This window comes from Micromonospora sp. WMMD729, from assembly GCF_049315225.1.
Taxonomy (GTDB): domain Bacteria; phylum Actinomycetota; class Actinomycetes; order Mycobacteriales; family Micromonosporaceae; genus Micromonospora.
The window spans coordinates 3,971,100-3,997,925 of the sequence record NZ_CP186059.1 but is presented as its reverse complement, the minus strand read 5'-3'; the positions used below and the strand labels follow the sequence as shown (position 1 = coordinate 3,997,925).

At 70.2% G+C, this 26,826-nt stretch carries 21 protein-coding genes; 10 read left to right on the top strand and 11 right to left on the bottom strand.

The genetic code is table 11. From position 1 onward, the window contains the following. Positions 1 to 56: 56 nt before the first annotated feature. The 3 genes from ACN263_RS18220 to ACN263_RS18210 form a co-directional block, all read right to left on the bottom strand. The gene (locus tag ACN263_RS18220) at positions 57 to 1,010 is read right to left on the bottom strand and encodes an Acg family FMN-binding oxidoreductase (protein WP_422735582.1); all 954 of its coding nucleotides are present in this window, start codon (positions 1,008 to 1,010) and stop codon (positions 57 to 59) included. After that, positions 1,007 to 3,580, bottom strand: a complete 2,574-nt coding sequence (gene adhE, locus ACN263_RS18215; protein ID WP_422735580.1) for a bifunctional acetaldehyde-CoA/alcohol dehydrogenase — start codon at positions 3,578 to 3,580, stop codon at positions 1,007 to 1,009. The genes ACN263_RS18220 and adhE overlap by 4 nt, the downstream gene beginning before the upstream one ends. Before the next feature lie 145 nt (positions 3,581 to 3,725). Continuing rightward, on the bottom strand, positions 3,726 to 4,643 hold the full coding sequence (locus ACN263_RS18210; protein ID WP_422735578.1) for an NADP-dependent oxidoreductase: 918 nt from the start codon (positions 4,641 to 4,643) through the stop codon (positions 3,726 to 3,728). Positions 4,644 to 4,764: 121 nt separating this feature from the next. Here ACN263_RS18210 and ACN263_RS18205 point away from each other — a divergent pair, with 121 nt between their 5' ends. Next, positions 4,765 to 5,436: a TetR/AcrR family transcriptional regulator gene (locus tag ACN263_RS18205; RefSeq protein WP_422735576.1), complete on the top strand. Its 672-nt coding sequence runs from the start codon at positions 4,765 to 4,767 to the stop codon at positions 5,434 to 5,436. A 105-nt stretch (positions 5,437 to 5,541) separates the two neighbouring features. On the opposite strand, the gene ACN263_RS18200 is transcribed toward ACN263_RS18205, so the two are convergent. After that, complete coding sequence (locus ACN263_RS18200) at positions 5,542 to 7,032, bottom strand: tannase/feruloyl esterase family alpha/beta hydrolase (RefSeq protein ID WP_422735574.1); 1,491 nt, start codon at positions 7,030 to 7,032, stop codon at positions 5,542 to 5,544. Positions 7,033 to 7,211: 179 nt separating this feature from the next. Continuing rightward, positions 7,212 to 7,667 (bottom strand): SRPBCC family protein, encoded by a 456-nt coding sequence (locus ACN263_RS18195; protein ID WP_422735572.1) that lies wholly within the window; start codon positions 7,665 to 7,667, stop codon positions 7,212 to 7,214. A 268-nt stretch (positions 7,668 to 7,935) separates the two neighbouring features. On the opposite strand from ACN263_RS18195, the gene ACN263_RS18190 reads away from it, so the two are divergent. The 3 genes from ACN263_RS18190 (at position 7,936) to ACN263_RS18180 (ending at position 12,325) form a co-directional block, all read left to right on the top strand. Beyond that, a complete protein-coding gene (locus ACN263_RS18190) occupies positions 7,936 to 8,766 on the top strand; it encodes an oxidoreductase (protein ID WP_422735570.1) in 831 nt (276 codons plus the stop codon). Positions 8,767 to 8,842: 76 nt separating this feature from the next. After that, the gene (locus tag ACN263_RS18185) at positions 8,843 to 9,517 is read left to right on the top strand and encodes a TetR family transcriptional regulator (protein ID WP_422735568.1); all 675 of its coding nucleotides are present in this window, start codon (positions 8,843 to 8,845) and stop codon (positions 9,515 to 9,517) included. Positions 9,518 to 9,589: 72 nt separating this feature from the next. After that, entirely contained in the window at positions 9,590 to 12,325 is a 2,736-nt protein-coding gene (locus tag ACN263_RS18180) for an ATP-binding protein (RefSeq protein WP_422735567.1), read from the top strand. A 97-nt stretch (positions 12,326 to 12,422) separates the two neighbouring features. On the opposite strand, the gene ACN263_RS18175 is transcribed toward ACN263_RS18180, so the two are convergent. Continuing rightward, positions 12,423 to 13,667, bottom strand: coding sequence for a PQQ-dependent sugar dehydrogenase (locus tag ACN263_RS18175; RefSeq protein ID WP_422735565.1), 1,245 nt, complete (start codon positions 13,665 to 13,667; stop codon positions 12,423 to 12,425). 399 nt (positions 13,668 to 14,066) lie between these two features. Between ACN263_RS18175 and ACN263_RS18170 the strand changes: the two genes are divergently transcribed. Together ACN263_RS18170 and ACN263_RS18165 are read left to right on the top strand one after the other, a co-directional pair. After that, complete coding sequence (locus ACN263_RS18170) at positions 14,067 to 15,539, top strand: endo-1,4-beta-xylanase (protein WP_422735563.1); 1,473 nt, start codon at positions 14,067 to 14,069, stop codon at positions 15,537 to 15,539. Positions 15,540 to 15,668: 129 nt separating this feature from the next. After that, positions 15,669 to 16,442, top strand: a complete 774-nt coding sequence (locus ACN263_RS18165; protein WP_422735561.1) for a hypothetical protein — start codon at positions 15,669 to 15,671, stop codon at positions 16,440 to 16,442. Positions 16,443 to 16,521: 79 nt separating this feature from the next. On the opposite strand, the gene ACN263_RS18160 is transcribed toward ACN263_RS18165, so the two are convergent. Beyond that, positions 16,522 to 18,279, bottom strand: a complete 1,758-nt coding sequence (locus ACN263_RS18160; protein ID WP_422735560.1) for a DUF1996 domain-containing protein — start codon at positions 18,277 to 18,279, stop codon at positions 16,522 to 16,524. Positions 18,280 to 18,486: 207 nt separating this feature from the next. Here ACN263_RS18160 and ACN263_RS18155 point away from each other — a divergent pair, with 207 nt between their 5' ends. Continuing rightward, the gene (locus tag ACN263_RS18155) at positions 18,487 to 18,855 is read left to right on the top strand and encodes a hypothetical protein (protein ID WP_422735558.1); all 369 of its coding nucleotides are present in this window, start codon (positions 18,487 to 18,489) and stop codon (positions 18,853 to 18,855) included. Then, positions 18,852 to 19,391 carry a TetR/AcrR family transcriptional regulator gene (locus ACN263_RS18150; protein WP_422735556.1) on the top strand — a complete coding sequence of 180 codons (540 nt, stop codon included), beginning with the start codon at positions 18,852 to 18,854 and terminating at the stop codon, positions 19,389 to 19,391. Before ACN263_RS18155 ends, ACN263_RS18150 begins: the two co-directional genes overlap by 4 nt. Before the next feature lie 300 nt (positions 19,392 to 19,691). On the opposite strand, the gene ACN263_RS18145 is transcribed toward ACN263_RS18150, so the two are convergent. Then, positions 19,692 to 20,543, bottom strand: a complete 852-nt coding sequence (locus ACN263_RS18145) for an alpha/beta fold hydrolase (RefSeq protein WP_422735554.1) — start codon at positions 20,541 to 20,543, stop codon at positions 19,692 to 19,694. Between the two features lie 11 nt (positions 20,544 to 20,554). Next, positions 20,555 to 21,388 carry an alpha/beta fold hydrolase gene (locus tag ACN263_RS18140; protein ID WP_422735552.1) on the bottom strand — a complete coding sequence of 278 codons (834 nt, stop codon included), beginning with the start codon at positions 21,386 to 21,388 and terminating at the stop codon, positions 20,555 to 20,557. Between the two features lie 208 nt (positions 21,389 to 21,596). Here ACN263_RS18140 and ACN263_RS18135 point away from each other — a divergent pair, with 208 nt between their 5' ends. Together ACN263_RS18135 and ACN263_RS18130 are read left to right on the top strand one after the other, a co-directional pair. Continuing rightward, a complete protein-coding gene (locus tag ACN263_RS18135; RefSeq protein ID WP_422735550.1) occupies positions 21,597 to 24,470 on the top strand; it encodes a BTAD domain-containing putative transcriptional regulator in 2,874 nt (957 codons plus the stop codon). 55 nt (positions 24,471 to 24,525) lie between these two features. Continuing rightward, entirely contained in the window at positions 24,526 to 24,993 is a 468-nt protein-coding gene (locus ACN263_RS18130) for a response regulator transcription factor (RefSeq protein WP_422735548.1), read from the top strand. Here the strand turns inward: ACN263_RS18130 and ACN263_RS18125 are convergent. Both ACN263_RS18125 and ACN263_RS18120 read right to left on the bottom strand, forming a co-directional pair. After that, the gene (locus ACN263_RS18125) at positions 24,953 to 25,336 is read right to left on the bottom strand and encodes a hypothetical protein (protein ID WP_422735547.1); all 384 of its coding nucleotides are present in this window, start codon (positions 25,334 to 25,336) and stop codon (positions 24,953 to 24,955) included. The two genes, ACN263_RS18130 and ACN263_RS18125, sit on opposite strands and share 41 nt — an antisense overlap. A 108-nt stretch (positions 25,337 to 25,444) precedes the next feature. Next, positions 25,445 to 26,746: a ricin-type beta-trefoil lectin domain protein gene (locus ACN263_RS18120; RefSeq protein WP_422740734.1), complete on the bottom strand. Its 1,302-nt coding sequence runs from the start codon at positions 26,744 to 26,746 to the stop codon at positions 25,445 to 25,447. Positions 26,747 to 26,826: the final 80 nt, after the last annotated feature.

Genomic DNA, 26,826 nt, shown 5'->3' with positions numbered 1-26,826 from the left:
GGTAGGTGTGCTTCGTCGTAGGGTCGGACGTCCCTGGTCGACGGGCCGTGCGATGGTCACTGGTCGTCGCGTTCCAGCACTTCGGACAGCGGTCGGCGCGGTGTCACCGGGGCCTGCGGCCCGTACCCGATTCGGATGATCATCTGTGCCCAGCGGCCGGCTGTGGTGTCGGTGAGCAGCGCGCGGATCGCCGGCACCTCGACCGGTTGACTGATCGGCGTGGTGGCCAACCGCAGCCGGGTGGCTACCAGCAGAACGTGCTGTAACGCCTGACCGGCGCGGACCCAGTCGTTCTGGCCGTCACCGAGCGTCGCGAGTACGGCGATGGTCGGGTGCGCCTCGAAGAGTTCACTCGTGCGCCAGGGCTGCGACCGAACGAGGCCGAAGTCCCGGATCGGCATCCGTTCGAGAGCGTCCCACGGTCCGATGGCCGTGGCCGGGACGCCGTCGTGGCGGCCCGGGATCGGTCTGGTCCATCGGTTCAGCTCGGCCCGGTAGCGGCCGCTCGCCCGCAGCCGGCGCTCGGCCTGCTGCCCGAGCCCCAGGATGGCGTTCCGGGCGACCGGGCCGGCGACCGCGAGGGCCGCCCCCTGGTCCGTGGCGGCCCGGGTCAGCTCCTCGATCGCGTCGGCGGGTACCACCGAGTCGGCGAACGGCCGCCGGTTGGTGTGCCGCCGGGCGATCGCCTCGGCCAGCGTCGTCACGGTCTCCGGCGGTGAGGATTCGCGGTCGAGGAGCACCCGGGCCACCAGGTCGGGCGAGTCCGGCTCCGGGAAGAGGACGTACGTCGTCCGCCACCCCTGCGCGCGCAGCGCCAGCCGCAGGGTGAACACGGCCGCGCCGACACTGATCAGGAGTTCACGCCCGGACGCGTCGAGCGCGTCGAGTCGGCGGCTGTGGTCCGCGTACACCCACACCTCACGGTCGGTGATCCGGAACCGCCACGGCTGGCTGTTGTGCAGCGAAGGGGCGAGGGTCGCCGCGGCCACGCACCGCACGAGCACGCTCATGACGTGCCGGCCGTGGTCGCCGGTCCGTAGTAGGCGGCGCGCATCAACTCCTGCATGTCGTCGAGCATCGGCATCCGGGGGTTGGCCGGCGCGCACTGGTCCTCGTACGCGTTGAGCGCCTGCTGGGGCAGCGCCGCGAGGAAGGCGTTCTCGTCGACGCCGACGGCCGCGAACGAGGGTTCGATGCCCACCTCGTCGCGCAGCCTCTCGACGGCCGTGGCCAGCGCTTCGACCGCTTCGGCGTCGGTCGCCGCGGGCAGCCCGAGGGTACGGGCGATGTCGGCGAAGCGCTGCGGTGCCCGATAGCTCTCGTACTTCGGCCAGCCGGTCAGCTTGCTCGGCACCGTTCCGTTGTAGCGGATGACGTGCGGCAGCAGGATCGCGTTGGTACGCCCGTGTGCGACGTGGAAGGTGGCGCCCAGGGTGTGCGACATGGCGTGCACGATCCCGAGGAAGGCGCTGCCGAACGCCATGCCGGCGATCGTGCCGGCGTTGTGCATCTTCTCGCGGGCCTGCGGGTCGGCGGAGCCGTGCCGCACGGCGCGGGTGAGGTTGCCGAAGATGAGCCGGATGGCGTGCAGGGCCAGACCGTCGGTGAAGTCGCTGGCGTAGACGGACACGTACGACTCGATGGCGTGGGTGAGCGCGTCGAAGCCACTGTCCGCGGTGACCACCGCGGGCAGGTCGGCGGCCAGCACCGGGTCGACGATCGCCACGCTCGGCGTGAGAGCGTAGTCGGCGAGCGGGTACTTCTTGCCGGACGCGGTGTCGGTGATGACGGCGAACGGGGTGACCTCAGCCCCGGTGCCGGAGGTGGTCGGGATGCACACGAGTTGGGCCAGGGCGCCGAGGGTGGGGAACTTGAAGGCCCGCTTGCGGATGTCGAAGAACTTCTCCCGCAGATCGGCGAAGACGACCTCGGGGTGTTCGTAGCGCAGCCACATCACCTTGGCGGCGTCCATCGCCGAACCTCCGCCGAGGGCGATGATGGTGTCCGGCCGGAACGACCGCATCAACTCGGCGCCCCGGTCCACGGTGCCCACGCTGGGCTCCGGCTCGACGTCGTCGATGATCTGCAGCGCCACCTGCTCGCGGCGGCGGTGCAGCACCGACAGCACCCGGTCCACGTACCCGAGCTTGGTCATGGTGTGGTCGGTGACCACCGTGACCCGGTGCAGGTCGGGCATGTCGGCGAGGTAGCGGATGGCGTTCGGTTCGAAGTAGATCTTCGGCGGCACCTTGAACCACTGCAGGTTGTTCGTCCGTCGGGCGACTCGTTTGATGTTGAGCAGGTCGACCGCGGTGACGTTGTGCGACACGGAGTTGTGGCCGTAGCTGCCGCAGCCCAGGGTCAGCGACGGCAGGAGGGCGTTGTACATGTCGCCGATGCCGCCCTGCGAGGCCGGCGCGTTCCAGATGATCCGGACGGCCTTGATCCGGCGGCCGTACGCCTCGGCCAGTTCGGCGTCCCGGGTGTGGATGACGGCGGTGTGGCCCAGGCCGTCGAACTCGACCATCTGCTCGGCGTACCCGAGGGCCTGTTCGTGGTCGCCGGCCGGCAGCAGGGCGAGCACCGGGCAGAGCTTCTCCCGGGTCAGCGGCTCGGCCGGGCCGACCCGGTCGACCGGGGCCAGGATGATCGAGGTGTCCGGGGCGACCGGAAAGCCGGCGTGCTCGGCGATCCAGGCAGCCGACTGCCCGACGACGTCCGGGTTGAGTTTCCCGGCGCCGAAGAGCAGCTTGTCCAACAGCGATTTCTCGTCCGGCGTCGCGACGTGGGCGTGCAGTCGCCGGAACTCGGCGAGGACGGCGGGCCGGATCGCGTCGTCGACGATGACGGCCTGCTCGGAGGCGCAGATCATGCCGTTGTCGAACGACTTGGACAGCACCACGTCGTTGACCGCGCGGGCCACGTCCGCGGTCGCCTCGAGGTACGCCGGGACGTTGCCGGCCCCCACGCCGAGCGCCGGTTTGCCGGTCGAGTAGGCGGCCCGGACCATGTCGTTGCCGCCGGTCGCGAGGACCACCGAGACACCCGGGTGCTGCATCAACTCGTTCGTCGCGGCCACCGAGGGATGCTCGATCCACTGGACGCAGTGCTCCGGCGCTCCGGCGGCGATGGCGGCGTCGCGGACCGTGCGGGCGGCTTCCTGGCTGCAGCGCTGCGCCGCCGGGTGGAAGGCGAAGATCACCGGGTTGCGGGTCTTGAGGGCCAGCAGCGCCTTGAAGATGGTGGTCGAGGTCGGGTTGGTCACCGGAGTCACCGCGGCCACCACCCCGACCGGCTCGGCGATCTGGGTGATCCCGGTGATGTCGTCGCGGGCGATCACCCCGACCGTACGGATGTCGGCCATGTGGTTGGTGACGTGTTCGCAGGCGAAGATGTTCTTCACCGCCTTGTCCTCGAACACGCCCCGACCGGTCTCCTCGATCGCCAGCAGCGCGAGTTCGGCGTGTCGGCTCAGCGCGGCCACCGACGCCTTCTTCACGATCTCGTCGACCTGTTCCTGGTCGTAGGAGTCGTACCTGGCCAACGCCGTGCGGCCGTTCTCCACCAAGGTCCCGATCATGCTTCCGCCCTCCGCCGGTCCGTCCTGTCGACCGTATTTCCGGAGTGGCCGGTGGCGGCACGGCCGATGGACTCGCGCGGACGGGACCACCGGCCCGGTGGTCTCCCGCCGCCCCCGGTTCAGCAGGGCGCCTGCTCCCGGACGCTCAGGCGCTTACGCGGATGACGGTCTTGCCCTTACGCCGCTCGGTCGGGTTGAGCGCGGGGATGGCGTCGTCGAGACTCGCGACGGTGCCGATGTGCGTGCGCAGGCGTCCGTCGCGCACCCGGTTGACGATCTCCACCAGCTGACCCGGAACGGACTCGACGACGAAGTCGACCGCCAGGCCGTCGGCAGGGCGAGCCTGCACCGGTCCGACCACCGACACCAGTGTTCCGCCGGGTCGGATGATGTTCGCCGAGCGCCGTTGGACATCACCGCCGATGACGTCGAAGACCAGATCGACCCCGCGGATGTCGTTGAGATCCTCGTGGCCGAGGTCGAGGAACTCGTTCGCGCCGAAGTCGAGCGCCGCCTGGCGGTCGGCCGCCCGACCGGTGCCGATGACGTAGGCGCCGAACTCCCGGGCGAGCTGCGTCACCATCGACCCGACGGCACCGGCGGCACCGTGTGCGAGCACGCTCTGCCCCGCCCGAAGGCGGCCGTGCTCGAACAGGCCCTGCCAGGCGGTCAGGCCGGAGATCGGCGTACTCGCGGCCACCGTGAAGTCGATGTTTCCTGGCAGAGGCGCGAGGTTGCGTGCCTCCACGGCCGCGTACTCAGCCAGCGTTCCATCGCGGTGCCAGTCCGTGATCCCGAACACCCGTTGCCCCAGCGAGAGCCCTGTCGTGCCGTAGCCCAGGGAGGAGACGACTCCGGCGAACTCGTGGCCGATGACCGGTTGGTTGCGATCGTGACCGGAGCGGTCGACCCACGTCGAGGGCCACTCCCACTCGGCGGGGACGAAGCCCGACGCGTGGACTTCAACGACGACGTCGTTGATCGCCGGCTTCGGATCTGGCCGCTCCGCCAGCGTGATCCCGGCCGCCTCCGCAGCTTGATCCATCGCGACGACTGCCTTCATGGATGCCTCCGTGTCTCTCGTGCCCGCTGGCGTCTGTCATTTTGGGCCTGTCAGCCCACTAATGGCACTCAACCCGATGCGGCTATGGGCTGTCAAGCCCACTCCGGTTATTGTGGGTGTCATGGAAGCCACAGTGGAAGCTCGACTGCCGCAGAAGCTCACGAACAAGGGGCAGGCGACTCGGGCCCGCATCCTGGAGCACGCTGCGGAGCTCATCTACAGCAAGGGCGTCCACGCAACGAACAACGAGCAACTCCGCCGAGCGGCGGGTATCAGCGGGTCGCAGCTCAACCACTACTTCCCGACCAAGGAGAGCCTCGTCCTCGCGGTCATCGAGTGGCAGGCCGAGCGGGTTCTCACGTTCCATCGCAGTGAGCGGTTCGCCAACTTCGAAAGCCTCGACTCCCTCCGGGAGTGGGCGGGCTTCTACATCGCCTACGAGCGCTCCTACCAGGAAGGTTGCAGCCTCGGCTCGCTCGCCAGTGAGGTCATCAAGACTGACCTCGACGTCCACACGGAACTGGCCAACGCGTTCGAGCAGTGGAGAGACATCTTCCGGGCCGGGCTCGAACGGATGCAGAGCCGCGGGCGCGTCAGCGTCGAGGCGGACCCCACCCGACTGGCCCACCTCCTGCTCTCCGCCTTCCAGGGCGGCATGCTTCTCGCCCAGGTCGCCCGCGACATCACACCGCTGAAAGACGCCCTCTGGGTCGCCATCGATTACGTGCAGACATTCGCGACATCAACTGGCGGCGGCTCACCCGACGAACCCACCGAGGCGCGCCGCTGGTAACCCCAGCCCGATGATCACGCCCGGCCCCGGTGACGGCGGCGGCCCCGGACGTGGTCCGGGGCCGCCGGTCGTGCGGTTCAGGTCAGGCCGAGATGCGGCGGTCCGTCACCGCGGGTAGTGGTGGATGTTCCTGGTGGTCTTGCCGTCCACCGACGTGGTGGGAAGTGTCGCCGGGGCCCGCCCCTTCTCCACCCAGTTGACCAGGGCGTCGAGGTCGGCGCCCGGGTTCACCAGCGGCCCGGTGCTGAACAGCGGCGTTCCGCAGTGGTCCACGCCGGGCAGCAGGAAGAGGCGGTAGAAGTCGTCGACCCGCTTGTTGCCGCCGAAGACGGCGTTGACGTGCCTGCGGTAGTCGACCGTCCCCTCGGTCGGGATCAGCTGGTCGGACTGGCCGTGCCAGGTGAGCAGCTTGCCGCCGGCCCTGGCGAACGCCGACAGGTTCGGGTCGTTGTCGGCGATGACGTCGTCGTACTGCCTGGTCGCCGAGGTGAAGAGCTGCGTGAAGGTCCGGTAGGTCAGCGTGGTGCTGTCGAACGACGGGTCCTTCGTCACGAAATACCTGGCCCACTGGTCGGGCACCTGGAAGGGTGCGCCCGGGTTGGCGATGAAGGCGAACGTGGAGCCCTTGTTCTGGCCGTACCAGAGCTTCTTGCCGGACGGTGCGACCGGCCCGGCCCAGATCTTGTTGACCGCGTCGGCCACCGCCCTGGTGATGGTGATCTCCGCACCGTCACACTCGACCTTCGTGCCGACCAGGCGACGCGCGTCCCACCTGCAGTCCTGCGGGTTGTCGATGACGCCGTCCCGGACGCCGTCGAGGGTGTCGCAGGCCGCGACCGCCGCGGTGTTGAAGGCGTTCAGTTCGCACTGCGAGGGTGCGACCTTCTCCTCGTTGTAGACCGCCTGCGACCACAGCGTGGCGATCTCGAACCGGTTCCACTCGATCGCCGGCGCGTTCGCCAGGATGCCCTGGAAGTCCGTCGGGTGGTTCTGCGCCTCCGCGTAACCCTGGCGGCCGCCCGTCGAGCAGCCGGTGAAGTACGAGTACGTCACCGCCCGCCGGTAGAACCTCTGGGCCACGTCCTTGCCGATGACCGCCATGTCGTGCACCGATCGGGAGGCGAAGTTGGTGAGCAGCCCGGTGTTGGTCCTGCCGTCGGCGGTGAGACCCCAACTGGCGTCCAGGCCGGTCTTGACGCCGGCATCGGTGGCCGCGCCGACATATCCGCCCTTCACCGCGCTGATCAGTGGGACGCTCAGATCGCTGAGGTCGCCGGCGGAGTAACCGCTGCCGCCGGTGGCCTGGAAGCGGCCGTTCCAGTTCTTCGCATCCTGCGGGAGCGAGATCTTGATGGTGACAGTGTCGTTCGCGCCCGGATGGGTCACGACGACGCTGATGTCACACCAGTCCGGCACGGCCGTGATCGGCGGATTCTGCGGAAGCCCCGGGGTGGAGGGGAACGTGAAGTCGCCCCCGGTTCTGAAGGCCGCCTTGACCGACACCACCCGGGTGCCGGACGGCGCGGAGACGGGAACGGCGGCGCAGGTGGTGGCGGCGGTCGGGCCGCCGTCGCGCGTGGCGGCGTTGACGGCCACGGGCAATAGGGAAGCCGCGAGCGGAACCGCTGCGGCCGTCAGGAGCATCAAGCGTCGCTTCATGCCCACCACTCTCACCGGCCCTCGTCGGCCTGACCCCAGGGTGCGGCACTGGTTGACCCCCTGGCCGGGACCCGGTGGCTTCCGGGTGTGTCCGTAGCCCGACGCCGACCGCCTGCTCAACCACCGATGGCGGTGCTGCGGGCTTCGACGACCCTGAGCGTGTTCTGCAACGCCTTGCGCAGCACGCCTTTACCCACCGAGCCCAGCAGGATGCCGGTCAAACGGCCCTTGACGTTCCTGCCCTCGCGAATCACGACGACGTCCAGCACGGTCGTACCGTCCGGCTGCGGCGTCAACGTGTAGGTGTGGCCCGACCGGCCGCCCCAGATGTTGGAATCGGTCGTCGTCATGGTGACGCGGCGGGGGTTCGACCAGTCGTAGCGCAGCCGCTCCCAGATGCCGCCCGAGCCTTCCGTGACGTCAGCCCAGTCGGGACCCTGGCCGTGCACGGCCAGATATTCGTCGGCGCTGTTGCCGAACACCTCCGACCGGCCCGGCCCGAAGTCGGTGAGGGCGGCAAGAACCTGCTCCGGCGTCGCGGTGGTGTTCTCGACGAAGTGAATGACCGACATGGCGCGCTCTCCTGGATCTTCCGGCTGACGTCCCTCCAGGCTCGCCGACCGCAGGGTCGGGTGAGCCCGTGTCACACCCTGGTTTCTCGCCTCGACCCCCTGGTCGATCCCGGGCCTCGATCAACACCTCGCCGCCGGCCGGTGGACACCGTGCTAGCGTAATAAGAGTCCACTGGCCTCTAAAGCCGGAGCGGTCGGCGCGGGTGGGAAGAACCCGACCGCGACGGCCGCCGCCGATACCGGTCACACAACCCGAGAGGGGTACGAGATGAGCAAGACCTGGTTGATCACCGGAAGTTCCCGCGGACTGGGCCGGGAACTCGCCGAAGCCGTACTGCGCGCAGGCCACCGCCTGGTGGCCACCGCCCGGCGTCCCGAGCAGCTCGACGACCTCGTCGACGCCTACGGCGACCGGGTCCGCGCGGTCGCGCTGGACGTGACGGACGCCAGCGCGGCGCGCGCCGCCGTCGGCGTCGCCGTGCAGGCCTTCGGACGCGTGGACGTCGTGGTGAACAACGCTGGCTACGCCGACGTCGCGTCGATCGAGGACATGCCCGAGGACGATTTCCGCGCGCAGGTCGACGCCAACTTCCACGGGGTGGTCAACGTGACCCGTGCCGCGTTGCCGACCATGCGTGAGCAGGGCGGCGGCCACATCATTCAGATCTCCTCCGTCGGCGGGCGGGTGGGCGGCCCGGGCCTGAGCGCGTACCAGTCGGCCAAGTGGGCGGTGGGTGGATTCTCCGAGGTCCTCGCCAAGGAGGTGGCACCCTTCGGGATCAAGGTCACCGTGGCCGAGCCGGGTGGCATGCGTACCAACTGGGCCGGATCGTCGATGACGACGCTGCCGATCAGCGACCCCTACAAGCCGGTCATCGAACCCGTGGTCGCCCGCCTGCGCGCCGCCGACGGCAACCAGTCCGGGGACCCCGCGCGAATCTCCCAGGTGATCCTGGACCTCACCGAGGTTCCGGATCCGCCGGTGCGTCTGCTGCTGGGCGCCGATGCGGTGGCGGTGGCACAGGCCGCCGCGACAGCTCTCGCGGCATCGGACGCGAGGTGGCGCACGGTGAGCGAGTCCGTCAGCTACGACGCCTGACCGTCGTCTCCGCGGGGGTCGGTGGGCGGGCCGCGTAAGGTACGCGGGTGACAGGGGAGCGTTCAGAGGTGGAGCCATGAGCACCAGCGGTCAACCACCGAGCTTCCAACGCGCCCGCAGGCCCGAGCAGCGCGAAGCGCGCCGACGCGTCATCCTCGAGAACGCGGCGCAGCTCGTGGCCGAGATGCCGGTGAGCGACATCAGCCTCCGTGAACTCGCCCGACGGGTCGGGTTGTCGAAGACGAACGTCGTGCGCTATTTCGAGACCCGCGAGGCGGTCTTCTTCGCCCTGCTCAACCAGGCCATCGACGGGTGGCTCGACGACCTTCCCGCCGAGCTGCCACCCGCGACGGCCAGTGACACACCGTCGCCCGCCGCCGTCGTGGACGCCCTGGCCCGTTCGGTGGCCGACCGACCGCTGATCTGCGAACTCTGGAGCTCGCTCGGCACGGAACTCGAACGCAACATCTCCGCGGAGGCCGTCCGGGCGTTCAAACTCGCCCACACGGACCTGCAGGTACGCCTCGCCGGGCTGCTCAGGCAACGCATCCCCGCGTTGACCGTGCCGGCATCCCGGGAACTCGTGGCCCTGTCGATCCTGCTGATCGCCGGTCTCTGGCCGTTCGCCAATCCCTCGCCCGCCGTCGCGGAGGCTGTTCGGGACCCGCTGCTCGCCAACTCCCGCGTCGACTTTTCCGACCGGCTCAGCCGTGCACTCGTCGTCACCGTCACCGGCCTGTTGACGGTGTAGTCCGTACCGACGTGCTGTCCCGCCCGCCCACGGCGGCCGTCCGCGGTGTAGTAATTTCGCCTGGGAGACAACGTGCCGAGTGACAACATGGGTTTCGATCTGCTCGGCCGACAACGTGAGCGCGACGTGCTCGACCGGCTGATGCACGACGTCCGAGCCGGTCAGAGCCGTGTGCTGGTGCTGCGTGGCGAGGCCGGGGTCGGCAAGACCGCGCTGCTGGACCACGTGACCGAGCGGACCCGGCCCGACCGCGTCGTGCGGGTCGCGGGTGTCGAGGCGGAGACCGACCTGGCGTACGCGGCGCTCCAGCTTCTGTGCGCTCCGCTGCTGACCCACCTGGATCGGCTCCCCGAACCGCAGCGCGACGCGCTCGCCACCGCGTTCGGCCTCCAGGCCGGCCCGCCGCCGGAGGGGCTGCTCGTCGGTCTCGCCGTGCTCGGCCTGCTCGCCGAGGCGGCGGCCGAACAACCCCTGGTCTGCGTGGTGGACGACGCGCAGTGGCTGGACCGCATGTCCGAGGTCATCCTCACCTTCGTCGCCCGCCGTCTGGACGCGGAATCGGTCGCGTTGCTCTTCGCCGTGGAGAGCCCCACCGAGGAGCAGCTCCTCGACGGCCTGCCGGAACTGTGGGTCGAGGGCCTTCCGGAGGCGGACGCGCGGGCGTTGCTGGACCTGGTGCTGCCGGGGCTTGTCGACACCCAGGTGCGGGATCGGATCGTCGCCGAGACGCGAGGCAACCCCCTCGCGCTGATCGAGTTGCCTCGCGGCCTGTCACCGGCGGAACTGGCATTCGGATTCGGCGGGCACAGCGCGACACCGGTGGCCGGCCGGGTCGAGGCGGGCTTTCAGCACCGAATCGCGGCGCTGCCGCCCGACAGCCGGCGGCTGCTGCTGACCGCCGCGGTGGAGCCGGTCGGAGACGTGGCGCTGCTCTGGCGCGCCGTGAACCGGCTCGGGGTCGGTCCCGCCGCAGCGGTGCCGGCCGAGGCGGCCGGCCTGGTCGAGCTGGGAACCCGGGTACGCCTGCGTCATCCGCTGGTGCGCTCGGCGAGCCGACGTTCGGCCGAGCCCGCCGAACTGCGCGCGGTGCACCGGGCACTGGCCGACGTCACCGACCCACAGCAGGACCCGGACCGACGCGCCTGGCACCGGGCGCATGCCGCCGTGGGGCCGGACGAGGAGGTCGCCGGTGAGCTGGAACGTTCGGCCGGCCGAGCGCTCGCCCGTGGCGGTCGCGCTGCCGCTGCTGCCTTCCTCGAGCGGGCCGCCGAGCTCACCGGCGACTCCAGCGCCCGGGGACGACGGATCCTGGCGGCAGCGCAGGCCCGACTCGCCTCCGGCGCCACCGCTCAGGTGGCCGGCCTGCTGGCCGCCGCCGAACTGAGCAATCTGGACGCGGCGCAGCGCGCTGAGGTGGAACGGCTGCGGGCGCGGGTCGCGTTCGCTGTCAACTCCGGCCGAGCAGCGGTACGGCCGATCCTCGAAGCCGCCCGTCGGCTCGAGGCGCTAAATCCGGCCGCGGCCCGCGAGACGTACCTCTCGGCGGTCGGCGCGGCCGTGAACGCCGGGCGGTTCGGCGGCAACGACCTGCGGCTCGTCGCCCGGGCTGCCCGGCGGGTGCCCGAGGGTCCCGAGCCGGCCGGCCTGCTCCTGGCAGCCTTCACGGCGTGGAGCCTCGATGGGCAGGCGGCGGCCGTGCCGCTCTTCGCCCGGGCGCTGCACGCGGCCACCGTGCAGGCCGATGTGGACCTGGCCTGGCTGGTCGGCCTGGTCCTGCACGAGGTGTGGGACGACGTCGCCTTCCACACCCTCACCGAGCGGGTCGTGACCTTCGCGCGGGAGACCGGGCGGCTGTCGCTGCTGCCGACCGCGTTGACGTTCCGGGCCACCGCGCTGATCTATGCCGGTCGGTTCGCCGACGCGTCCGCTCTGCTCGGCGAGGCAGAGGCCCTCGCGTACGCGGCAGGGCCGTCGCCACACCCCGCGACCGCGGTGATCCTGGCCGCGTACCGGGGTCGCCAGGAGCCGGCCGTCGAGCTGATCGACGCCCTGGCCAAGGAGGCCGGTACGGCTGGCATGGGCTGGTTGTTCAGTGTCGCCGGTTACAGCAGGGCGGTGCTGTTCAACGGACTCGGCAACTATCCGGCGGCGCTGGATGCCGTGCGGTGGGCGACCGAGCGAGATGACCTGGCCGTTCAGCAGTGGGCGCTCGGTGAGCTGGTCGAGGCGGCGGCGCGCTCGGGTGCGGACGCCGTCGCCGCGCGGGCACGCGACCACCTGGCCGAACGGACCGGTCCGGTGGCGACGGACTGGGCGATCGGTACGCAGGCCCTCGCGGACGCGCTCGTCGGGGCGGACGCGGAAGCGGACGAACGCTACCGGACAGCCATCGACCGCCTCGCCACCACGCGACTCGGTCTGCAACTGGCCCGGGCCCGGCTGCTGTACGGGGAGTGGCTGCGCCGGTCGAACCGCCGTGGCGACGCCCGAGCCCAGCTGCGGTTGTCCCACGAGGCGTTCACGGCGATGGGGGCGGAGGCGTTCGCCCGGCGAGCGGGCCGGGAACTGGCCGCCACCGGCGAGACGGTCCGCAGGCGCGCCGCGGGCGTAGCGGAGGAGTTGACCCCGCAGGAGACGCAGATCGCGCGACTGGCGGCGGCCGGTCGGACGAACCGGGAGATCGGCGCCGCGCTGTTCCTCAGCGCGCGTACGGTCGAGTGGCACCTGCGCAAGATCTTCACCAAGCTCGGCATCACGTCCCGACGTGCGCTCCGCGCGGCGATCGACGTCAGCTCGCCCCGCCCCTGACGGTAGGCGCTGCGGTATGTGTCGCCCGACCGTGGACGGCCGCGGGTGCGCGGCCGTCCACGGTGGTGTCACGGATGCGAAGGGGTCGCCCCGAGGCTCAGCGGTGCGCCGCCCCGGCGGTCGGGGTGGGCTGGACCCGCTCGAACCGCACCTTGCTCAGCCAGCCCGGGAGGTCGCTGAGCACGTACAGCTCGCCGTTCACGTCGGCGCCGAACGCGGTCGGCTGGGTGGGGAAGGTGCCGATCTCGGCGGACTCGTAGCCACCCGTGGACGTCTGACGCACGGCGAACGCGCGGGTGGAGCAGTAGTCGCTCGCGATGTAGGTGCCCCGCGCCTCCGGGGTGACGGATCCCCGGTACACCAGGCCGCCGATGATGGAGCAGTTCTCCGTCAGGTAGTGCTCGTACTCGACGACCGGGTCGGTGAGCCGTACGCCGGGCCGGCACTGCGTCTGGTCGAAGACCGGCGTGCCCTCCTTGCAGGACCAGCCGAGGTTCGCGCCGCGCTGCGACGGGCGGATGTGGTTGATCTCCTCGATCAGGCCCTGGCCGACGTCGCCGATCCACAGCGAGTTGTCGACCGGGTCGATGGAGAACTTCCACGGGTTGCGCAGCCCGTAGACCCAGATCTCCGGCCGCGCGCCCGCCGTGCGGACGAACGGGTTGTCGAAGGGTACGCAGTAGGGCTTGCCCCCGCAGCTACGGTTCACGTCGATCCGCACGATCTTGCCGAGCAGGGTGCCGAGGTTCTGACCGCTCTTGAACGGGTCGTTCGCGTTGCCGCCGTCGCCGGTGGACCAGTAGAGGTAGCCGTCGCGCCCGAAGGCCACCTGTCCGCCGTTGTGGTTGCCGAATTCGGCGTGCTCCTGGGTGAGCAGCACCTGTAGCCGGTCGGGAGCGCCGAGCGGCACCCGCGCCAGGGTCAGCGCGCCGGCCGGCAGGCTGGTGTAGGCCACGTAGAGCATCCCGGTACGCGCGAAGTTCGGCGCGGGCGTGATGCCGAGCAGGCCGCGCTCGTTGTCGGACGTGTCGATCCGGGCGGTCAGGTCGAGCACCGGCGCGGCCGCCAGGCCGGTGTCCGGGTGGTACGCCCGGACGGTGCCGTTCTTCTCCGCGATCAGCATCCGACCGTCCGGCAGGCCGGTGATCGCGATGGGACGCTGCAGACCGAACGCCACCCGTTCGGACACCACGGTCAGCTCGGTGAGGGGCACCGCGCGGGCGCGGGATGTGCCGGCTGCCGCGCTGCCGGCCACCGAGGCTTGTGGCAACAGAAGGGCGGACAGGGTCAGGATGAGCAGCCCGGCCAGCGTGGTGGCCGGGCGATGTCGCCGTCGCTGCATGTTCGGCTCCTCGGTCAGGTGGGTGGAGGGTGGTGTGGGAGCGTTTCCACACTACATCGATCTAAGTCGATGCCAAAGCCGCTGGTCGTCCGCCGTCCGAGCCAACGTCGTCGACCGCCGACTGCCCAGATCGAACTGATTCGATATAGCATCGCGGCAGGGCAGTGTCACTCCGCAGGGGCGTACGGGCGCGGAGTGTTCGTCATCCACCGGGCGGGCCGGGCAGCCGGCGGTGGCCACCGATTTCGGGCGCGGCGGGGTTGACGCCGGCTCGACGTCACCTGTGGCGTGCTGGTCCAGCGGCGAGCGCGTGCTCCGGGTCGTCGGCCGAGCGGCGATCGTCGTTCCGCGCCTCGGTTCGGGCAACGGACCGGACCGAACACCGAGGAGAAAGCACAGATGAACGACGTACCCGCTCGACCCAGACGCCGAACCAGGGGGCCCGCCAGACTGCTCCTGGGCGGGGCCTGCGCCCTGGCGATCACGGTGTCCTCGATGGCGCTGGCGACCTTCGCCCGGGCCGATCTCCCCGGAACGCCCGGGACCACCCTGAAGGCCGCCGCCGAGCGCAGCGGCCGCTACTTCGGCGCCGCCATGGGGTCGGACCGTCTCAACGACTCCGGCTTCCTGGCCATCGCGAGCCGTGAGTTCGACATGATGACGGCCGTCAACGAGATGAAGCCCGACGCGACCGAGCCCAACCCCGGCCAGTTCAACTTCCAGCGCGGTGACGCGATCTACAACTGGGCCGCCCAGCGCGGCATGCGGTTCCGTGGCCACACCCTGGCCTGGCACGCCCAGCAGCCGAGGTTCTGGGGGAGCCTGAGCGGCAGCGCCCTGCGGAACGCGATGATCAGCCACATCAACGGGGTGATGGCGCACTACAAGGGCAAGTTCGCGTACTGGGACGTGGTGAACGAGGCCTTCGCCGAGAACGGCAGCCGGCGGTCGTCGAACCTGCAGTCCACCGGAAACGACTGGATCGAGGTGGCGTTCCGGACCGCACGCGCCGCCGACCCGAGTGTGAAGCTCTGCTACAACGACTACAACATCGAGAACTGGACGTACGCCAAGACGCAGGGCGTCTACAACATGATCAGGGACTTCAAGGCTCGTGGCGTCCCGGTCGACTGCGTGGGCCTGCAGACCCACTTCACCGGCGGCAGTTCGCTGCCGGGGAACTTCCAGCAGACCCTGTCCAGCTTCGCCGCACTCGATGTGGACGTGGCGTTGACCGAGGCGGACGTCACCAACGCCTCGACCAGCCAGTACCAGGGCCTGACCCAGGCCTGCATGAACGTGCCCCGCTGCGTCGGCATCACGACGTGGGGCATCCGGGACAGCGACTCCTGGCGCGGCAGCGAGAACCCGCTGCTCTTCGACCGCAACAGCAACCCCAAGGCGGCGTACACCGCCGTCCTCAACGCGCTCAACGCCGCATCCACCACCGTGCCGGGCACGCCGCCGACGACGCCCCCGCCGACCACGCCTCCGCCGACGACCCCTCCGCCGACCACGCCTCCGCCCACGACGCCTCCGCCCACGACGCCGCCACCGACCACGCCTCCACCGGGTGCCTGTAGTGCGACGTACCGCCTGGTCAACAGCTGGAACGGCGGCTTCCAGGGCGAGGTCACCGTGGCCAACAACGGCTCCGCGACCCTCAGCGGCTGGACCGTACGGCTGACGCTGGCCAGCGGGCAGACCATCGCCAACGTCTGGAGCGGCATCAACACCGGCACCAGCGGCACGGTCAGCGTCCGCAACGCCGACTACAACGGGACCCTCGGCGCGAACGCCTCGACCACCTTCGGCTTCCTGGCCAACGGCAGCAGCACGGCGCCCGGCAACCTCTCCTGCACCAGTCCCTGATCCGCGACACGTACCGGTCCCACCGCGTCCCGAGCGCTGACCGGGCCCGGAGCCAACGGCTCCGGGCCCGGGCGCCGTCGTGGTCGGACCGCCGTCACCTACCGCTACTCGGCGATATGGAGAATGACCATGCGTAGCTTTCTCGCGGCGATCAGCGCCGCCCTGGTCCTCGGCGCAGCGACTGGCAGCGTTCCGGCCGCCGCCTCGGACACCTCCCCGCGATCGTGCCCCCGTGGCCTGCTCTTCTGCGAGGACTTCGAGCGCCTGCCCGTCGGCGGGCCCAGCACGCTGAACTGGGGTGTCGACACCCGCCACGGCACGCTGACCGTCGAGCGCGCCCGCCGTGGCAACCAGGTGCTGCACGTCCACACCGTCGACAACGGGCGCGCCTTCCTGCGCGTCGACGACTTCGCCGCGCCGGGCAACCGCTTCTACGGCCGGATGCGGCTGCGCGTCGACGCCTTCCCCACCGCCCCGGACTGGGCGCACTTCACGCTGGTCGAGGCGACCGGTAGCGGCAGCGCGGAGGTCGTCCGTCCGATCGGTGGCCAGTACGCGCCCACGGTCCCCGGGACGTTCTGGGGCATCGGCGCCGACGGCGGCCCGACCGGCGACTGGACCAACTGGCGGGAGTCCGCCCCGGTCGTGGAGGACACCTGGCAGTGCTTCGAGTGGAAGATGGACGCGGCGGACAACCGCGTCGCCGTGTGGATCGACGGCGTGGCGAATCCGGAGTTGACCGCCGCCACGAACGACCACGGCGGTAACGACGTCCCCTTCGTTCTGCCCACCGTCGACACGGTGAAGATCGGTTGGCAGCTCTACCAGGGCGGCACGACGCCGGGTGAGTTCGACCTCTGGATCGACGACATCGCCCTGTCGACCAAGCGGCTCGGCTGCTGACCTGAAGCCCATGCCTGCCGGGGTGCGGCCGTGCCGCCGCACCCCGGCAGTGGTGTCGCCTTACCCGCGCCGGGGCACCTCAGGAGCAGTTCTTGTCCCTGTTGATGCACGCCGCGATGCGTTGCATGGTCCGGGTCGAGTTGACGTTGACGAAGTCGTTGTGGTCGGAGAAGGGGTTGTGGTTCTCCTCGGGGAACGAGTCGAGTGCGTACTGGCCCTTGACCTGCACGTCGCGCGGGATGTCGTAGGCCACCGTGATCCGTAGTTGCGGGATCGCCCGGAAGCCCTGCGGGCAGACGCCGGTGGCCCGGTCGGCGAACGCGACATGGTTGCGGTGGTTGTCGCTGTCGATGTTCCGGCCGTCCCAGCAGCCGGGGAAGTCGTGCACGCGCTGCACCCGGCTGCCGGCGGGGCAGATCGGGTACCTGTCGGAGAGCCGGTCGGTGAAGCCCGAACAGGTCCAGGTGGCGCGGGCGTTGGCCGGACCACGGCTGGTGGGCTTGGCGTCTCCGGTGAGGGCCCGAAGGAACCTCGGCATCGGCACCACCTTGCTGGCGGGGTTGCCCCGGTACTCGATCAGCACCTGCGCCGGGCGGACGATGCCACCGGTGTTGCCCGGTAGTTCGAAGTTGGGTCCCTGCGGATCGGGGAGCGCGGCGGTAGTGGGCGCGCTGCTCGGCGCCGCCGGGGAGTTCGGGGCCCGGTCCACCCGGCACGGAGCGAGCGCTTCGAGACCCTGCGGGCGGAAAGCCTGCCGTCCGATCGCGATGGCGATCCGGTCGAGCGCGGCGATCCGTTTGGCCCGCAGCGGACCGAGGATGGCGTTGTCGACGAACGCTGGCCCGCCCTGGCCGGCGCTGGTGACGAGGCGTTCGTCGGCCTCGGAGATCTGCCGGTCGAGGTCGTCCAGGTTGCGGTTCACCTCGGCGAGCGCCCCAGCGGGGACGCCGGGCAACCTGTCCCGCACGGTGGGGCACTGGACCCGCGGATTCGCGGCCCGGGCCGCCGTGGCGCTCGCGCGATGGGCGCTGTCGGGCATTCGGGCGTGCATGTCGTCGTAGGAGACGTCACAGTCGACAAGCGAGACCAGGCCGGGTTGGCCGCCGCCGGCCGCGATGACCGAGGCGGTGATCTCCCTGAGCAGCGTGGCACGACGGGCCCGGAGCGGGTCCAGGATCTCTCGGTTGAACGCGGCGTCGATGCGGCCCCGGCTGGCGCTCATCCGCTGGTTCGCGGCGGCCTGCTGCCGGTCCAGTTCGGCCAGCAGACGGTCGACGGTGGCGCGAGCCCCGGTGGGGACGGCGCGGAGCCGCTTGCCGACCGAGGGGCACACGACCATTGGCTGGGTCTGGGCCAGGGCCTGCTGGACCTGCCTGCCACTGCGAACAGTTCGGTCGATCCGTACGACCGGCCAGAAGTAGGAGGACCTGTCCCCGTTACGGCAGGTGGTGCCGGCGGCGTCCAGGTCGGCGTCGGAGGAGTTCGCGGTGATGGCGAGGTTGCCGACGAAATCGTGGACGTGTTCGGCGCCGTTGCGGATGCCGGGCTGGGCCACCGGATTGTCCGGGCTGAACTTGCCGTTGCCGTTCGTGCCGCAGTCGACGGTGAACCGGCCGGTCGACGCACCGGCAGTCGGCCGCGGATCCCGCACATTCGGTGGCACCTCTTCGATCGGCACGAACTGCTCCAAGCTGGTGGCGGCATCCGCGGTGCCCTTGCCTCCGCCGGAGACGAAGGTGACGGTGAGCGCACCGGTGGCCGCCAGCACGAGCGCGGCCATGGTGAGCCGGGCCGTCCGGGTCTGGACCAGTGCGGTCCCGTTCTTCCTACGGTTCATCAGACGCTCCTCGAAGCCGGTGTGCTGTCTCCCCTCGGTACGGGCCGCCGTACCGCCAGGGTCGACGCTGGCCCGGCCCGTCATGGTTCGGTAAGAAGTCGCCGGGACGAAGGGTCGGTGTCACGCGTCACCTGGTAGCGGACTCGCGAGTCCGGTACCGTCGACGCTATCCGGACTAGCGGGTCCGGATATTGGAAGGGGTGCCCGATGACACCGGTACGTATCAGTGACGCCATCCGCGACGTGGCCTTCGAGCCGCGCCTCGCCCTGCCGGAGGCCGTGGACAAGTACTACGCCCCCGGCCTGGTCCATACCGCCGACGGTCGGACGCGCGATCGCGGCGAGTTCGCGGAGATGGTCGCCGGCATCCGCGACACGGTCGTCGAGGGCACGGTGACCGTGCTCGACGAGCTGTACGACGGTCTGCACTACGCCGAGCGGCACCGCTACAAGATGACCATGACCGACGGCACGGTGGTCCACCGGGAGGTGTACCACTTCGCCACGCTGGCCGAGGACGGTCGGTTCCAGCAGGTCCACGAGACCGGCTTCGACGTCGAGCCAGACCGACAGTGAACGTTCCTCGGCGCGCGGACGCGCTGCGTAACCACGAGCGGGTCGTCGCGGCGGCCCGTGAACTGTTCGCCGAGCGCGGCCTGGACGTGACCGTGCCCGAGGTGGCGGCGCGCGCCGGAGTCGGACGGGCGACGGTCTACCGCAGCTATCCGAGCAAGGACGAACTGGTGCTGGCGGTCGCGCAGGAGGGTTTCGATTCGCTGCGGGCGCGTACCCTCGCCGCTCTTGCCGCCGACGACGCCGACCGCGCGTTGCGCGACTACCTGCCGGATCTGCTCGGCCATCTCGCCCGCGACCGTGGCCTGGCGACGGTGTTCTTCGAAGGCCGTCTGCTGCCGGCCGCGGAGCTTGTCGACCTGATCGCCCGCCTGTTCGATGCGGCGAAGGCGGCCGGCTCGGTGCGGCCGGACGCCGGTGCCCTCGACGTCCGCGTCGTGTTGTGCGGCGTGGCCCGCCAACTCATCCTGCTGGACGAACGCGATCCGGCCGTGTGGCGTCGCTACGCGGGTCTGATCCTTGCCGCCTTCCGTCCCTGACCACGCTGACGAGCGAAGGTCCGAGCCCGGCGTCGCCGCCGATCCGACCACGGCGGGCTGACGGCTCGTCGCCGACGGCTTCGCCAACGGTCTGCCCCGCCGCCAGGCGGAGGTGCTCGCCGTAACCCAGACGAGACGCGACATCACTCGGGTCGACGCCGTTCACCTGGGCCTGATCTCGCATCCCGACCAGGCCAGGGTCATCCTGGAGGCGGCACGTACGACCACCTGACCAGGTGTCGAGACCTCGACCGGGAGGCCGTGGCATCGCGGTGAGCGATGCCACGGCCTCCCGTCGTGTCAGCTCGTCGCCTTGGCGGCAGCCTCGATCTGATTGGTGACCGCGCCCGCGTCGGTGACCATGGACAGGTGCGGGGCGTTGATCTCGATGGTGTGCGCCTTGGCGCGCTTGGACATCACGACCTGCTGTGCGGCCGGGATGACGGCGTCCTGCTTGCCGATCACGGACCACGAGGGGATGGTGCGCCAGGCCGGCTCGGTGGCCTCCTCGGTCAGGGCGTTGTAGGCAAGGGGGCGTTGCCGGGCGGCGAGCACCGCGACGTCCCTGGCGGGGATGCTCTTGTCGGCGAACGCCTTGCCGTAGACCGACGGCTTGACGTACAGGTTGACGTTGTGTGGGTCTTCGTCGTTGGGGTTGGCGACCACGTCGAAGACGGTGGACGATTCGGCCGCGAAGACCGAGCCCGGCAGGGCCGAGGTCAGCCCGTACACACTGTCGTGTTGGTCCGGGATGTACGCGTCCACGTACACCAGGGCCTTGACCTGCTCGTCGCCCAGGGCGGCGTTCGTGATGACCATGCCGCCGTACGAGTGCCCGACGAGGACGATCGGTCCGTTGATGGTGTCCAGGTACGCGCGGAGGTTCTTGGCGTCCTTCTCCACGCCCGACAGCAGGTTCGGCGGGGTGACCACCCGGTAGCCGTCGTGCTGGAGCTTGGCCGTCACCTTGTCCCAGCTGGACCCGTCCGCCCACGCCCCGTGCACGAGCACGACCGTCGGCTTGACCGTGGAACGCGACTGCACGGCGTGGTTCGTGGCGGCCTGCGCGGTGCCGATGCCGGCACCTGTCACGACCAGGGCGCCGATGGTCGCGCCCACGTAGACGAGGCGGCGACGGAAGGACAGCTTCACGATGGTTCCTCTCACTTCTGAAGAAAATCGAGCAGAGCGGCGTTGACCTGATCGCCGTGGGTCCAGGCAATCGCGTGCGGTCCGCCCTCGATGACGAGCAATCGCGCATCGGTGATGAAGGCGGGCAGCCGCTGGCCGGTGACCCCGATGGGTAGGACCCGGTCCTGGTCGCCCTGGATCACCAGTACCGGGACGTCGATCGTGGCCAGGTCCTCGCGGAAGTCGGTGAGCCAGGTCGGGATACAGGCCACCGCGGCGACGGGAGATCCGGCCTCGGCCACGTCCAGACTGGCCTGGAAAGCCTCGTCGCTGACCAGTGATCCGCCGTAGACGTCGAGGTTGTAGAAGTTCTGCAGGAACTGCTTGAGCCACCCGTTGCGGTCCGCCCGCGCGGCCTCGATGAAGCCATCGAACAACGACTGCGGCGCGCCTTCGGGATTGTCGTCCGTCTTCAGCAGGAACGGCGGGATCGGCGACATCAGCACGGCCTTCGCGACGCGCCCGGTGCCGTAGCGACCCAGGTACCGGGCGACGTCACCGGTTCCCATCGAATGACCCACGAGGATGGCGTCGCGTACGTCGAGTGTCGTGAGGAGCGCATTCAGATCGCCGGCGAACGTGTCGTAGTCGTATCCACCGGCGGGCTGGCTGGAATTGCCCCAACCCCGCCGGTCGTACGTGATGACGCGGTACCCGGCGGCGAGCAGTGCGGCGACCTGCTTCTCCCAGGCCCGTCCGCTGAGCGGATAGCCGTGGCTGAGAACGACCGGGGTGCCGGCGCCGTGATCCTCGTAATAGATGTCGATCGGGTCGGCTCCCTCTGAGCCAACGCTGACGTGGGGCATGCACTCTCCTTGGCTTGCGTTCCGCGCTGGAACCCTGCCGAAGGTACGGATGTGGGACCGTTTCGCGAATCACCCGAAGCACGTAGTCCCGGGCTTCGTCGACCGCCCGAAAGACAACGAGAGATGGGCGATGCGGCGGACCCGGAACAAGCCGCAGGCTTGGGCCGAAGAGCGAAATCGCCACCCTTTGATCTCTAGGATGTCAATCGTGACCACGCCCGACCGCAGGCTCCCGGACGGGCCGCCGTCCCACTGCGAGTTCAAGGTCTTCGGCGGTCTCGGCTGCCGGCGGGACGGCTCGGACGTCGATCTCGGCCCGGTTCGCCAGCGGATCATCCTCGCCAAGCTCCTCGCGGCCGGCGGTGACGCGGTCAGTCTCGACAGCATCGTGGACAGCGTCTGGGACGACCAACCTCCGGCCAGCGCCGCCAACCAGATCCACCGGCACGTCGGTAACCTCCGGCGGATTCTGGAACCGGACCTGGACGTCCGCGAAACCGGTCGCTACCTCCTACCGGCCGGTACGGGCTACCGCCTGATCCTCGCGACCGAGGCATCCGATCTGGCCATGTACCGCGAGCTGGTCCGGCGGGCCCGCGAGGCGCTCGCCGGCGGGGATGCCGAGGCCGGCGTGCGGGCGTACCTGACCGCACTGGAGCTCGGCCGCAGCCCGGCGTTCACCGACCTTCCGACCGGCGCGTTGCGTTCGCCGGAGTTCGTTGCCATCGAACGGGAGCGCATCGCGGTGGCGCTCGCGGCCAGCGAGGCCGCGATGGCCCACGGCATGGCCGACGCCGCGTTGACCCCGCTGGTGAGCGTGGCCGCCGCGGCCCCGTTGGACGAGGCCCTGCAGGCGTGCCTGATGCGCGCGTACGTGGCCACCGGCCACCGGGCCGAGGGGGTGCAGGTCTTCGAGCGGACCCGTCAACGTCTCGCCGAGGAACTGGGGGTGGATCCGGGGTCCGAACTGCGCGAGGCGTATCGGGAACTGCTCGCCAGCGGCTGGACCTCGCAGGACGAGCTGCGCCCACCGGACGCCCCGCGGCCCGCGCAGCTGCCGCCGCCGGTCGCGGGCTTCGTCCGACGCAACGACACGGCCGCGGTGCTCGACGCCCTGCTGTCCGACGCGTTCAGCGACGCGACGATCGTGATCACCGTGCTCGGCGGCATGGGTGGCATCGGCAAGACCGCCCTCGCGGTGCACTGGGCCCACCAGATCGCCAACGAGTTCCCCGACGGCCAGTTGTTCCTCAACCTGCGGGGCCTGGACCCGGACGGACGGGTCATGTCATCGCAGGAGGCGCTCGCCACGTTGCTCGCGTCACTGGGCGAGCCGGCGGTGTCGTCCCCACAGGAGAACGTCGACGCCCAGGCGGCTCGTTACCGCAGTCGCCTCGCCGGTCGTCGCGTCCTGATCCTCCTCGACAACGCCCGCGACTCCGATCAGGTCCGCCCGCTGCTGCCAGCCTCGCAGGGCTGTCTGGTCATCGTGACGAGCCGCCACCGGATGACGAGCCTCGTCACCCGGGAGGGGGCACGCTATCTGCAGGTCGACCGGCTGACCAGGGCCGAGTCCCGGCAGCTTCTGATCAACCGGCTCGGCGTCCGCCGCGCCACCGTGGACCCGGATTCGTTGGACAAGGTCATCACGCTCTGCGCCGGGCTGCCGCTCGCACTGGCGATCGTCGCCGCCCGCGTGGCGCTCAACCCGGCCCTGCCACTGAGCGCTGTCGTGAGCGGCGTCTCGGACCCGTCCGCCAGACTCGACGCGTTGTCCAGCGCGGACTCGTCCGACGATGTCCGGTCGGTGTTCTCGTGGTCGTTCCGCGCTCTCGATCCATCGGCGGCGCAGGTGTTCCGTGCTCTCGCCGTCCATCCGGGTCCGGGGGTCTCGCTGGAGTCGATGGCGAGCGTCGTCGGGGTCAGTCGGACGAGGGCCCGCGCGCTGCTCACGGAACTGGTGACCGCCAACCTGCTCGACGAGGCGCAGTCCGGGCGGTATGTCCTGCACGACCTGCTGCGGGCCTACGCGGGTGAGCTGCTCGACGAGGACCGGGAACGACCGGAGTACGAGCGACGTCTCGTCCTGCATTACCTGCACTCCGCCCGGGCCGCGTACGCGAGCCACCACCGGCAGCCGGTCGGCACCGTCACCGGTGTCCCGCCGGACGTGACGCCTGAATCGTTCGACAGCGTGTCGCAGGCTGCCGCCTGGTACGCACGCGAACGGGCGGCGCTGTGGGCGACGATCGATCTGGCCCTCGTGCACGGTCTGGAGCGCGACGCGACGGCCATGGTCCTCGCGGCCTCGGCACCGGGCAGCAACTCCATCCCCGCGGGCCGGACACGGACCGTACTCGCGATCCTCGACGTGGCCGGCGCGCTCGACGAGCCGCTGATGGAGGGCGAACTTCTTCGTGCCGTCGGTGAGGTCTTCGCCCCGCTGCCACCGGCCGACGAATACCTCCGTCGAGCCCTGTCCATCTTCGAAGGCGCCGGAGACCTCGCCGGGCAGGCCGACGTCCTGCGAAACCTCGCCGTGCTCTCGCTGTCGCGGGGCGAGCACGACGCCGCCAACGCGTACGGCGAACGCTCCGTGGCCCTTGCCCGGCGTACGGAGCGTCAGGAACTGCTCGCCGTGTCGCTGCTGACACTCACGAGAGCGTGCCTCGGATCCGGTCGGTTCGACGATGCCGTACGTGCCGCGGACGAAGGGCTGGCCATCGCGATGGTGCAGCACCTCGACCACCTGAACATCCGCTACGCGCAGCTCATCGCGGAATCGTCCTGGAGACTCGGCCAGCTCGAGCGAGCGGTGACGGTCTCGGAGTGGGGGTTGGCGGAAGACATCAGTGAGTCGAACGGTCCCCGCTGCGCCATCGCGGCGATCCTCGCGCGGGCCGCATTCGACCTGGGCGACCGGGCGCGCGCGGAACAGGGCTGCCAGCGGTTCGAGGGCCTGATCGCCGACAACGGCTTCCGGGAACTCATCGAGTTCTCCGGCATCGAGGAGGCCGAGGCATACCGAACCATGGTCGCTTACGTCCGGGCCCGGCTGAGCCTGATGAGCGGCGCGTCGTGAGCGGTCAGGGCGCGAGCACTCAGTCTGCACTCGTCGCGCACAGCGGTGCGTTCGGATGGTCGTCGAGACCCCGAACCCTCGCCCGAGGAGCACGATGCACCGCGTCCCAGCCGAGCCCGCCCGAGTTCTTCCGGGTGCGACGCTGACCCCTCGACAGGAACAGATCGCCCTGCTGGTGGCGGCAGGCTCCACCAACGTCGAGGTCGCACGACACCTGGTCATCAGCCCACACACCGTCAAACACCATCTGCGTGGAGTGTTCCACAGGCTGAACGTCGCATCCCGCCGCGAACTCCGCAGCAGGCTGAACCGCCGCGACACGAGCGATCGCTTCGCTCAGAGCTGCCGACTGACCGGCCAGGAGCGCGACATCGCGCGCCGGGTCTCGGAGGGCGCGTCCAATCGGGAGGTGGCGGCACAGATGTTCATCAGCCCGAGCACGGTGGACTACCACCTACGCAAGATCTTCCGCAAACTCGACATCACCTCACGTCGAGAACTGGCGGCTCGCCCTCACCTGTGACGTCCCAGCGTCCGACGTCCGCTCCCCATCCGGACGGCGCTGCCGGACGCAGGTCGTCACGATTGAACGTCCGCAGATCGGCCGCTCGCACCTTGACGACCGGGGTGTCGAACGCGAACTGCACGTTCGACCCGTCCGCGAACGAGACGGTGACATGCGTGTCGGGACCCGCCGGGTGGTTGTCCAGCCACTGGACGTGGACGACCTCGGCCGTCACGGAACCGTCCGGACGCACCAGCGTGAATCCCTCGAGGTCCCCCTGGGCGACATCGGGATGGAACGGGTCACGCCGCTGTGCGAGCTGGTGCTCCCGCCAGCGCCTGCGCGCATCGGTGTTCGCCACACGAAGCATTCTTCACCGGGCCCCGCGCGACGCGTACCCGGTCGGCAGCCGGCGCGGGACGCGCGCCGCCCGGGACGGAACCCGAGCGGCGCGCGTTGGGCGTCGTGGCTAGTTGCGCGTGCTCCACTGCTGGTTGGCGCCACCGTGGCAGGACCAGAGGTGCAGTTGGGTGCCGTTGGCCGTACCGGAGCTGACGGCGTCGAGGCAGAGGCCCGACTGGACCCCGGTGATGGTGCCGTTGGCGTTCAGGCTCCACTGCTGGTTGGCCTGGCCGTTGCAGTCCCAGATGATCACGGCGGTGCCGTTGCTGCGGCCCCCGCCGCTGGCGTCGAGGCACTTGTTGCCGTAGACGGTCAGGGTGCGGTTGGCGGTGAAGGTCCAGCGCTGGTTGGTGCCACCGTGGCAGTCCCACAGCTGCGGGCGGGCGCCGTTGGCCGTGCTCGAGTTGGGCACGTCCACGCATCGGCCGGACTGGCTGCCCGCGATCAGCACGTTCTGCTGGCCGGGTGGCGGGGTCGTCGGCGGGGGAGTGGTGGGCGGGGGAGTGGTGGGCGGCGTGCCGCCGCCGAACTGGGCGAAGAAGTTCCACACCTCCTGCTTGACCCAGCTCCGCGCGCCGCTCTCGCAACCGGCGCATCCGTCGACCGGGCCCTGCTGGTGGCCGCCGTCGAACGCGGCCCAGAGCACCGGGTAGCCGGGCTGGCAGGAGTAGGCGGTGGTGATGTGGGTCCGGCTGCCCGCCGCGGGCTCGGGCGGGTTCTGTGCGGCGCAGCCGTTGTTGCGGACGAACCTGTCGCGCAACGCCCGGCCGTTCGGGATGTTGTCGTTGATGCCGTGGATACCCAGGTACGCCACGGGCTGGGTGCCGCCGCTGCATCCGCTGATCGCACCCGGGGCGGCGATGGCCGCGACGGCGCGGAACACCGTAGGCCGGGAACACGCCAACGAGTAGCTCATCGCGCCGCCGTAGCTGAACCCGACGGAGAAGAGTTGTGTCGTGTCGACGCAGAGGGCGTTCTCGATCACGCGGACCATGTCGTCGGTGAAGGTGACGTCCTCACCGTTGGCGTTGCCCCAGCCGTTGTTGAGGCCCTGCGGGGCCACGAAGATCGTGGTGTTGTTCGCCTGCGAGAGCATGCCGTAGTAGGCCCACGGCGCGCCGTCGGTCCCACCCGACGCGACCTGGCTGGCGGTGCCGCCCAACCAGTGGAAGCCGAAGGCCAGCCGGTGGGCGTAGGTGTTGTTGTAGCTGTCGGGTAGCCGAAGGATGAAGCTGCGGCTCTTCCCGCCGCTCTGGATGGTGTGGGTGCCGCTGGTCAGTCCCGGCGCTTTGCCGCAGCCGGCGGTGGTGGCCGCGGCGGCCGGAGTGACGGTGCTGACGACGTACGTGCCGACGGCGATCAGGAGCATGGCCGCCAGTGCTGCCCCCAACCAGGGGGCGGACAGTCTGCGGAGTGGCACAGCTGGATCTCCTTGTTCAGGTGGAAGGG